Annotated in this window: 11 protein-coding genes; 4 read left to right on the top strand and 7 right to left on the bottom strand. The window is 63.9% G+C overall.

The genetic code is table 11. The annotated features are described in order from the left end of the window. Together ACXWUF_RS13075 and ACXWUF_RS13070 are read right to left on the bottom strand one after the other, a co-directional pair. On the bottom strand, window positions 1-683 hold a 683-nt coding region (locus ACXWUF_RS13075; protein ID WP_458495110.1), incomplete at its 3' end, for a FecR family protein. Window positions 684-693: 10 nt separating this feature from the next. Continuing rightward, a complete protein-coding gene (locus tag ACXWUF_RS13070; RefSeq protein ID WP_458495109.1) occupies window positions 694-2,946 on the bottom strand; it encodes a CHASE2 domain-containing protein in 2,253 nt (750 codons plus the stop codon). 583 nt (window positions 2,947-3,529) lie between these two features. On the opposite strand from ACXWUF_RS13070, the gene ACXWUF_RS13065 reads away from it, so the two are divergent. Continuing rightward, window positions 3,530-3,958 carry a hypothetical protein gene (locus tag ACXWUF_RS13065; RefSeq protein WP_458495108.1) on the top strand — a complete coding sequence of 143 codons (429 nt, stop codon included), beginning with the start codon at window positions 3,530-3,532 and terminating at the stop codon, window positions 3,956-3,958. 340 nt (window positions 3,959-4,298) lie between these two features. After that, window positions 4,299-4,907: a lipocalin family protein gene (locus tag ACXWUF_RS13060; RefSeq protein WP_458495107.1), complete on the top strand. Its 609-nt coding sequence runs from the start codon at window positions 4,299-4,301 to the stop codon at window positions 4,905-4,907. A gap of 67 nt (window positions 4,908-4,974) precedes the next feature. On the opposite strand, the gene ACXWUF_RS13055 is transcribed toward ACXWUF_RS13060, so the two are convergent. Then, a complete protein-coding gene (locus tag ACXWUF_RS13055) occupies window positions 4,975-5,391 on the bottom strand; it encodes a gamma-glutamylcyclotransferase family protein (protein ID WP_458495106.1) in 417 nt (138 codons plus the stop codon). A gap of 254 nt (window positions 5,392-5,645) precedes the next feature. Between ACXWUF_RS13055 and ACXWUF_RS13050 the strand changes: the two genes are divergently transcribed. Together ACXWUF_RS13050 and moaC are read left to right on the top strand one after the other, a co-directional pair. Beyond that, window positions 5,646-6,140: a response regulator gene (locus ACXWUF_RS13050; protein WP_458495105.1), complete on the top strand. Its 495-nt coding sequence runs from the start codon at window positions 5,646-5,648 to the stop codon at window positions 6,138-6,140. A 28-nt stretch (window positions 6,141-6,168) separates the two neighbouring features. Continuing rightward, window positions 6,169-6,648 (top strand): cyclic pyranopterin monophosphate synthase MoaC, encoded by a 480-nt coding sequence (gene moaC / locus ACXWUF_RS13045; protein WP_458495104.1) that lies wholly within the window; start codon window positions 6,169-6,171, stop codon window positions 6,646-6,648. Between the two features lie 247 nt (window positions 6,649-6,895). Here moaC and ACXWUF_RS13040 read toward each other — a convergent pair whose 3' ends face one another. The 4 genes from ACXWUF_RS13040 to ACXWUF_RS13025 form a co-directional block, all read right to left on the bottom strand. Continuing rightward, a complete protein-coding gene (locus ACXWUF_RS13040) occupies window positions 6,896-7,399 on the bottom strand; it encodes a dihydrofolate reductase (protein WP_458495103.1) in 504 nt (167 codons plus the stop codon). Then, entirely contained in the window at window positions 7,396-8,562 is a 1,167-nt protein-coding gene (locus tag ACXWUF_RS13035; protein WP_458495102.1) for an alkene reductase, read from the bottom strand. Before ACXWUF_RS13035 ends, ACXWUF_RS13040 begins: the two co-directional genes overlap by 4 nt. A 30-nt stretch (window positions 8,563-8,592) precedes the next feature. Next, window positions 8,593-8,796 carry a hypothetical protein gene (locus tag ACXWUF_RS13030; RefSeq protein ID WP_458495101.1) on the bottom strand — a complete coding sequence of 68 codons (204 nt, stop codon included), beginning with the start codon at window positions 8,794-8,796 and terminating at the stop codon, window positions 8,593-8,595. Next, a partial coding sequence (locus ACXWUF_RS13025) for a zeta toxin family protein (RefSeq protein WP_458495100.1) occupies window positions 8,780-9,252 on the bottom strand: 473 nt, incomplete at its 5' end. The genes ACXWUF_RS13030 and ACXWUF_RS13025, both read right to left, overlap by 17 nt.

Genomic DNA, 9,252 nt, shown 5'->3' with positions numbered 1-9,252 from the left:
TGCGCCGTCGCGTCGAACAAGGGCGGGAAATACAGCGCCCATTGCACCGCGTCCTCTGGGCGCAGGGCCAAGCCGACATGGGGCGCTTCCCCCGGCGCGGCGCTGGCGCTCTGGCCACCGCCCACCCTCACCTTGCCGGCGGCGTTGGAGGCCTCCACCTCGCCCTCGAACACGGTCACCTCGCCCTGGCCCTCGCCCGCCGTCACCATGAACTCCGTGCCCTTGATGGCGGCGTTGATGAACGGCGTGCGGACATCCAGCGACTTGGGCGTGCGGCTGCGGGCGAACAGGGCACCCGTCAGCAGGTCGATCCACGAGGGTTTCTCCGCCTCCACATGGGAGAACACCACGGTGGTGCGCTGGTCCAGGGAGAGGTAGGTCTGGTTCGCCAGTTGCACCGATGCCCGGCTCTGGGGCTGGGTGCGGACTTTGTCGCCGGGGCAGAAGTGCTGCTCGGCGACCGCCGACCGCCAAGCGCCCCGCGCCGAAGCTTGCACTTCCACCCGACCCTGGGCGGAAATCAGACGGGCCACCCAGTCATGGCAGTCCGCCGCGCCGCCCCCGGACCATAGTCCCAAGGCCAGCGCCGCCAGCCGGAACGGCGGTTGGGTGCGGCGGGACGGGATGGGATGCGCCGGGGTGGAATGGGCCTTGGGGGCGCCTTGTCGCCGATGGGTGGTCATGGTTGGCTCGCTATGGGTTGAAGAGACGGGCTGGATCGGGTTTCTGGGTGGTGATGCCGGCGGCCGCGCCAGCCAGGGCTGGGTTGGCGAGGTAGCTCTGGCAGGTCTGTAGATAAAAACGGGTGGGCCCGTCCTCGGGAAATTGCAGGCCCAGCCGGGTGAACGCGGCGTGGGCCTCGGGCCAGCGCTGCTCGCCGAACAAGGCCAGGGCTTCCCGGAAGCGGGCCAGCAGTTCGCCGGAGCGCGACGGCTCGTCGGGCCTGGAAAACAATTCCAGCACCGACACCGGGCGGGTTTTGCCGGCCAGCAGGAATTCGCCCAAGGGGCGGACGCCCTCGACGCCACCAAGTCCGTCCAAGACCGACTCGGACACCAGGATTTGCGAACCCAGCAGCTTGTTCAGGGCTTCCAGGCGGGCGGCGGTGTTGACGGTGTCGCCCACGGCGCGGATCTCGCCGCGCTCGGCGGTGCCCACGTAGCCGATGCGCAGGTCGCCGAAATGCAGGCCCATGCGGATGGGCAGCACCAGTTCGTATTGCTTTTCGAAGCGGCGCACCGCCTCCAGGATGTCCAGGGCGGCGTGCAGGGCTTGTTGGCGCAGGTCGCGGTCATCCGCGTCGTCGGCGACCCAGATGGCGAGCATGGCGTCGCCCACCACGTCGGACACCCAGCCGCCGCGCCGCGTCACCGGCTCGAAGATCGCCCCGTAATAGGCGTTCATCAGGCGGGCCAGGGCCATGGGTTCCAGGGTTTCCGCCAGGGCCGTGTAGCGCCCCGCGTCGGTGGCGAGGCACAGCCCCTTGGTCAGCCGCCCATAGCTGGGCAGGGTGGCGTGGTCCTGGTGGCGGGTCAGGTGGCTGAACACGTCCACCGGGATGAAGCGGTGGATGACCGACTGCATGGCCTGTTCCCGCCGGGCGCCGCGCCGGTAGTTGAGCGACAGGGAGAAAATCAGGGCCAGGGAGGTTTGCCAGCCCAGGGGAATCGCGATGGAGAGCCAGACGCCCTGCGCCTGGAACAACAGCCAGGCGGTCGCCAGATAGGCGGCGCCCAGGGCGGCGATGAGGATCAGGCCGGGCCGGATCGACAAGCGCTGGGCCAAGACGCCGAGCAATCCCCCCCAGGCCAGCAGCCACAGCGCGTCGTAGGGCGGCGCGAAGGCGGGTTGGACCCACTTGTCTTCCAGCAGATTGGCCAGGGCGGTGGCGGCCAGTTCCACGGCGCTGGTGGACGAGTAGGGCGTGTAGAACGTCCCCTCGGTGGTTTCCGGCTGAAAATCGTCCATGTAGCCCACCAGCAGAAGCTTGCCCTTGAGCGCGGCGGCGGGCGCGCCGGGGGCGGGCTGCACCAGTTCGTGGTAGGGGATGATGGGGAAGGTTCGCGCTGGCCCGTAATGATTGAAATAGCGGACGCCGTCGCCCTGAAGGGTGCGGGCCAGGGAGCGCAGCAAGCGCCGGGAGGTGCCGGAGAGCGCGTCATCCGCCGGGGCGGGGCTGGTGGCGGCGCTCGGCTCGGGGCGGGCGTGCCACTGGTCCGCCAAGCCTTTCGCCAGCGCGTTGTAATCCGATCTCGCCATCTGGCCCGGGTTTGGCCCGATGTTGGCGATCAGGTCGGCCAGGGCGGGGTCGGCGGGTAGCACGAATTTGGCAAGGGCGCCGGCCTGGGTGTGCAGGGAATACGCGAAGAACAACAGGGACGGCAGGGTCGCCCGTTTCTCCTCGTCGCCGAAATGGGTCAGGAAGGCATTGGCGCCGCCGGGACTCTTCGGCAGCAGGAAGGGCGCTGTCGCCAGGGCCGCGTCGGCGATTTCGGTGGAGGGTTCCACCACCGATTCGACGTACACACCGGCGTGGACGTGGCGGGGCTTGACGTAGTCGGTCAGCACCACGTTGCCCGCCTCCCGCATGGCGTCGGCCATCGCCTTGTCCGCCCCAGGGTCCAGGGCCGAGGCGGAGAAGAAAATATTGAACGCCACCAGTTCGGCGCCGCCCCGGCTGGCTTGGCGGATCATCTGGGCGTGCAATTGGCGGGGCCAGTCGGGGGGATCGTCGGGCGCCTGCAAGCGCACGGCGGAGTCGCGGTCGATGCCGACGATGGCGACATGGTCCGGCGGCGTCTCTGGGCCGCGCAGGGCGTACAGCAAGCCCAGCCCCGCCTGTCCCTCCAGTTCCGCGCTGAGCGGGAGCAGGCTGAGCAGCAGTCCGCTGAGGGCTATCGCCAGCGGTGCCCAGCCTATCCGCAGTTCCGGGAATGCGAATCGCATGGGCGGGATGGTGGGGGAAGGGCGACGGAATCAAGCGATTCGCGGCGGGATGGCGAAACGGGCCAGGGCACTGGGTGGGAACCTCAATTGATGGCTGACTACGGCGAGCATCCCAGCGCCATGATCTGGACGGACGGATAAGTCCGGGCAAGGTCGCGCAGCGGCTCCCGTGCCCCCGTCGCCCATCGTTAGTTATAGTCAATAAAACCAAGCCGCTATAAAACCGAGAGCAAGTTCGGACGGACAATCAAACACTTGCCATCTCGGCAAATACTTTCATGTAAAGGCGAATTATGCAGTTGACTATAAACTCAGATTGTTAGGGCTTACGCAAAAACGCGGTTTGTCCCCTCGCCCCCTGAGAGACCTGTCCTGAGCGGGGTCGAAGGGGCGCAATGCCTAAGCCCTAATTATTTAATCTCAGGCCACCATTGGTGCGGCTCGGAATCTAAAGGACGGGGTAGTATAACTCTCGGAAATGGCAAATCCGTCACGGATTTTTATGCCGAAGCCGACTATCTGTAAGGGTTTCGTGCTTCTGCAATAGCAAGGCATTCCAGCGCATCGAAGGACAAACCACGCCATGCCATACCCGGAAAGACAACAGGACGAGCTTTGTATCTTTAAGCTACGGCTGGTCTTCGCCGCCACAGCCCGGCTTGGCATCGCCATGAGCGGCTATTTGTGCGACGCCAACGGGACATTGATCGAGGGGGCCGACGTGTGGCGGGACGAATTGCGGCTGACCGCCACGGAGGGGGAATTCATGGGCGGCCGCCTGTTGATCCTGCCATGTTCCACCGCCGCCTTTGACGCCGCGACGCCTAGCGCCGACGCGCTCATGGCCCGCCGGGCGTTCCAGCCCCGATTCTTCCCGGTGCCCGGCCAGCGGGATTATGTCCTCCCGGAAATTCCCGAAGCCGTCTGGCGGGCGTGGCTGGATCAGGCGCCGTCCCGCGAATCCAATCCAAAACCGGGGCGGGCCATCGACCCCGATTTCCTGTTCTATTGAAGGACGGGTGTGGGGTGGATATGTACTCATCATGCCCACCAAAACACTTTATCAGCCGGGTAGGTCGGGCATGTATTCCATGCCCGACATTTCCAGCGATGGCGTCGGGCATGAGTACATGCCCGACCTACGGAATTCGGGAAGTTATTGACGGCCATAGCCTAAGCCCTCGCTAGCCGCACTGTTTCCCAAAATGACCAACCACCCAAAGTCCGGCTCAATCAATCCGCGTATAATTCGAGGGGCATTACGATATTGAAACGTCCCGGACCCTTGGCTGATCGAGACGAGTATCGAATCTGTCCATTTTTGAAAGCTATGTATTTGGAGAAATCGCGCAATGAAAAGAACCTTAATCATCGGCACTTTGGGGGTGGCCTTACTTGTCAGCAATGGCGCATGGGCGGCGACGAAGAAAAAACTGACCGTGGACGAGACGGTCTGGAATATGACGGGTTCCTACGATGTCAAATATTCGTTTAGCTGCGCCGTCGGCGGTCGTGGCACCGGCAAGAAAACCATCACGCCCGTTTCACAAAAAAACCAGCAATTGACCATTGCTTTCAATGACGACAAGACCTTCGAGATGTCCGGCGACACACTTTCCGCCGCCAATCTCACCGGCGATTGGAAGATCAGCGGACGCAAAATAACCCTGATCCCCGATGACAAAAACGCTTCGGTGATTTACCTGCAATCCAAGTATTATCAGGATTACTCGAAAGAATTGAATGGCAGCGGCTCTTCGGGTGGCGCAAGCTGGAAATATAAATACAGCCCACCGACCTATAGTTTTTCCGGCCTGATAGATACCAGCGGCAATACCCTGGATATTTCGGAAAAGTCGACGTTCAAGGTCACGGCTAGCGCGTCTGTCAGCGGTTTCAGCAATACCTGCACCTATCAATGGACGCTGAGCCGGGCTTATTCCGGCAAAAAAGCCCCGTAACGCCGAGCAGATACTAAAACCGCCCGCGCCGCTGGAAGGTGGCCGGGCGGTTTTTTATGCCCGTAGCTCAGCGCTCCTCCCGGCAGCGGGCCATGAAGCCCGCCAGCGCGGCGCGCCGGAATTCCTCCAAATCCCAGGGCTGATAGACCAAGAGCGAATAATGCGCCGGGGGAACCACATAGACCTCCGCCGCCACCGCCCCGCCGCCCGTGTCCAGCACGGCCAGGGTTTCCCGCCGATAGAAGTCATCCTCGAAGGCGTCCAGCCGCCGCAGCGCCTCGGCGTCGATGCCGCCGTACAGCAAGCCTTCCGCCAGGGTGCCGGGTTCCCGCCGGAGGCCCGGATAGGCGCGGCCACTCAGGCGATAACGCGCATAGCCCTCAAGCCGCGCCGGTTGCGAAGGAAATTCCGCCCCGGTCACGGCGCGCATGACCTCGGGGATTTGCAGGGTGCCATAGGCGAATAGTTGGATGGTGTCGGCCATGATCTGGATGAGGGCTGTGGTTGATGGACGCCTTAATTAAACACCAAAGCCAGCGGCTTCCGGCAGCCTCACGCGATGCCGGAAGCGGGGTGGGCGGGCAATTCAGTGAGAACCCCGACGGCCCTTGCTTTTAGAGTGCGCGGTGGGGTAAAACGGCCCGGAACGGACGGCTTGCGAGTGGAATCCACTCCGCCCATGAATCGCGGCAAGAGCCGTCCGCTTCGCCCTCCATACCATTAAAAGAGGACTGGACGATGATAACGATTAAGGATGATCGCGTTGACCACCCCGCCCAAGAACGCCCTCCCGGCGGCGGTCGTTCCGACTACGCCCCGATGGCTGGCTCGGATTCCGGTGCCGCCAACCCCGCCCCACGCCCGCCCGTGTTCCGCATCCTGGTGGTCGATGACAATGTGGATTCCGCCGACAGCATGGCTTTGCTGCTCGGGCTGGACGGCCACGACGCCCGCACCGCCTTCGACGGGCCGGGCGCCCTGGCCGAAGCCGCCAGATTTCTGCCCAGGGTGGTGCTGCTCGATATTGGCCTGCCGGGCATGGATGGCTATGAGGTGGCGCGGCGGATGCGCGAGCTGCCGGGGCTGCGGGACGTCTTGATGATCGCCATCACCGGCTATGGCCGGGAGGACGACCGGGCGCGTTCCAAGGAGGCCGGGTTCGACCACCATCTGGTGAAGCCGGTCGATCCCGAAACCCTGGGCCGACTGCTGAACGGCCTGATCCGGGGCTAAGTCCCGGCCCAACCGCCGATCGACATTGATGACCCAATTCACCCACTTCAACGACGCCGGGGCCGCGCACATGGTGGACGTGGGCGACAAGCCCGTCACCCAGCGCACCGCCGTCGCCGAGGGCTATATCGACATGCTGCCGGCCACCCTCGCCATGATCATGGCGGGCGGCCACAAGAAAGGGGATGTGCTGGGCATCGCCCGGATCGCGGGCATCATGGCGAGCAAGAGGACGGCGGACCTGATACCGCTGTGCCATCCCATCGCGCTGACCCATGTGAGCCTGGACCTGGAGCCTCAGCCGGAACACAGCCGGGTGCGTTGCGTGGCGACGGTCAAGACCGCCGGACCCACGGGCGTTGAGATGGAGGCGTTGACGGCGGTGCAAGTGGCCTTGTTGACCATTTATGACATGTGCAAGGCGGTGGACCGGGGCATGGTGATGGGGCACATCCAACTGCTGGAAAAGGCGGGGGGAAGATCGGGCGAATGGCGACGAGAAGGCTGACCTCCGGGGTGGTAAGGCCAATCGTGCCGTGACTTGGCTGAAACCATGGCCACTCTCATGTCAGCGCCAAGGCCACGACAGCCCGCTATCGGCGCCCTTCGCCCGACTTCCCCCCTGTGCGAGTTCGGAACCGGGTTTGGCGTCGGTGACGCCCCGTCCGTTGAGCCATAGGATGCCCGAACCAGGGGGGAGAGTTCTGTGAAATATTCACCCCCGGCGGCGCAACCATTCGCTTGATTACTCGGACTTATTTGCTCGGCATGGCCGCGCTCATCCGCTCCAACACCAGGAAGCTATAACTCAGCCCGCTGTCCGGGTCAGCGGCCACATCCTCCCGCGCCATTTCCCGCCAGTCGTTCCAGTCGAATTCTGGGAAGAACGTGTCCCCGTCGAAGGCCCGGTGTATGAGCGTCAGATAAAGCCGCTCGGCCCGTGGCAGGAATTCCCCATACAGCGCCGAACCGCCAATCACCATCGCCTCGTCTCCCACCGCTTCCCGCAAGGCTTCGTCCAAGCCGTGGACCACCGTGCAGCCCGCCGCCGCATAGTTCCGGTCGGTGGTCAGCACGATGTTCTTCCGTCCCGGTAGCGGGCGACCGATGGATTCATGGGTGCGCCGACCCATGATGACCGGCTTGCCCAGCGTGATTTGGCGGAAGCGTTTGAGATCGGCGGAGAGGTGCCAGGGCATCCGGTTGTCCACGCCGATGACGCGGTTCTCGCCCATCGCGACGATCAGCGCGAGTTTCATGCCCGCTCCAAGTCCGCGTAATCGGGCGTGGCTGCCTCCCCTCGCGCCTGTTTGAGCGTCGGATAATCCACATAGCCCTTGGCCCCGCCGCCGTAGAAGGTGTTCGGGTCCGGCGTGTTGAGCGGGGCGTTTTCGCGGAGGCGCTCGGGCAAATCGGGGTTGGCGATGAAGGGCCGACCGAACGCCACCAAATCGGCTTGCCCCTCGCTCAACGCGGCTTCGGCCCGTGCTTGGTCATAGCCGCCGCAAACGATCAGCGTGCCTTGATAGCGCTCGCGGATCAGCTTCACCAGCGCCGCCGCCCGTGGTTCCGGCGTGTCCCGCGTGGTGTTGCCCGCGACGTGGGTGGAATCGACCAGGTGCAAATAAGCCAGCCCAAAATCATTCAGCCGCTCGGCCACGTAGCCGAACAGGGCTTCCGGGTCGGCGTCGGCCATGTCGCCGAATGTCCCGAGCGGCGACAGGCGCACGCCGACCTGCGCCGAACCCCAGACCTCGCACACCGCTTCCACCACCTCCAGCAGCAGCCGGGCGCGGTTTTCGATGGAGCCGCCGTAGGCGTCGGTGCGGTGGTTGGTGGCGGTTTGTAGGAATTGGTCGAGCAGATAGCCGTTGGCGGAATGCACTTCCACCCCGTCGAATCCGGCGGCGAGGGCGTGCTTCGCGCCGTGGACGTATTGCTTGACGATGTACGGCATTTCTTCGAGGGCCAGGGCGCGGGGCGCGACGTGGGGCACGAATTCCGGCTCGCCCTTCTCGTTGGTGACGAACGCCATGCCGCTCACCGCGATGGCCGACGGCGCCACCGGCAATTGGCCGTCCGGTTGCAGCGCGGGATGGGATACGCGCCCGACGTGCCAGAGCTGGTTGAAGATCAGCCCGCCCGCCTCGTGCACGGCGTCCGTCACCAACCGCCAGCCCGCCACTTGTTCCGCCGTGTGGATGCCGGGCGTCCAGGCATAGCCCTGGCCTTGCAGGGAAATTTGGGAGGCTTCGGAAATAATCAGCCCGGCGCTGGCCCGTTGGGCGTAGTAGTGGGCGTTCAACCGGGTGGGGATGTTGCCCGGCTGCCCGGCGCGGGAGCGGGTGAGGGGGGCCATGACTAGGCGGTTTTTGAGGGTTTGGGGGCCGAGGGGGTAGGGGGCGAAGAGTGGGGATGTCATGGGGGGATTCTCTGGATTGTTGAAGTGAACTCAGGTTATTTGAGCAGGGCTTTGCTTATGGCGTTGGCTAGTCCCGGTTATATCGACGATTTTGCCGTCGCGCATGACATAGCACGGCGTGCCGGTTTGGCGGGCGAGTTTGAGCGCTTGTTCGGCGGCACGGTGCAGGGCGGCTTCGATACCGGCAGAGTCTGGGTCATCGGGCGGGATGGAGCGTTCAGGTTTGGTCATCATTTGATCCTCTATCCAGTAAAACGGGTCGCGGCTGCGAATTATCGTAGAGCCACCATTGGCCGGCTAATTCACGGTAAATGGTTTGGAAATTATGAAGTCCTGCCGCAAAACGGCGGCGGATCACCGATTCGGGGACATTGTGCCCGCCCTGTGAAACCCGAACAGCCACACGAGATACCGCCAAATCCGCATCGCGCAGAGACAGAAATACGAGTTGTACCCGGTAGCCTGCCTTGCGCCAATTTTGAATGTGTCGTGCGTAGCCTAACCCACTCAGTGTGGTTTCAAAGGCAAAGTTCTCCCGCTTGGCAAACTTGGCGGCGAGTTCCTCCAACATTAACCGCCCCGCCCGAGTGGCTGACTCCTCCGGGCGGAATGGCGATAGCCCGGCGGCGATGAGATCGGCGTTGATGAATGTCGGGCAATGGGCTTCGTTGGGTAGGAATTCTCTGGTGA

This window comes from Methylomagnum sp., assembly GCF_054333355.1.
This window is presented reverse-complemented; position numbering and strand designations above follow the sequence as displayed.

Coding starts and splice junctions, on each gene's coding strand:
- ACXWUF_RS13070 (WP_458495109.1), bottom strand. CDS start 2,946: ATGCGATTCGCATTCCCGGAACTGCGGATAGGCTGGGCACCGCTGGCG.
- ACXWUF_RS13065 (WP_458495108.1), top strand. CDS start 3,530: ATGCCATACCCGGAAAGACAACAGGACGAGCTTTGTATCTTTAAGCTA.
- ACXWUF_RS13060 (WP_458495107.1), top strand. CDS start 4,299: ATGAAAAGAACCTTAATCATCGGCACTTTGGGGGTGGCCTTACTTGTC.
- ACXWUF_RS13055 (WP_458495106.1), bottom strand. CDS start 5,391: ATGGCCGACACCATCCAACTATTCGCCTATGGCACCCTGCAAATCCCC.
- ACXWUF_RS13050 (WP_458495105.1), top strand. CDS start 5,646: ATGATAACGATTAAGGATGATCGCGTTGACCACCCCGCCCAAGAACGC.
- moaC (WP_458495104.1), top strand. CDS start 6,169: ATGACCCAATTCACCCACTTCAACGACGCCGGGGCCGCGCACATGGTG.
- ACXWUF_RS13040 (WP_458495103.1), bottom strand. CDS start 7,399: ATGAAACTCGCGCTGATCGTCGCGATGGGCGAGAACCGCGTCATCGGC.
- ACXWUF_RS13035 (WP_458495102.1), bottom strand. CDS start 8,562: ATGACATCCCCACTCTTCGCCCCCTACCCCCTCGGCCCCCAAACCCTC.
- ACXWUF_RS13030 (WP_458495101.1), bottom strand. CDS start 8,796: ATGATGACCAAACCTGAACGCTCCATCCCGCCCGATGACCCAGACTCT.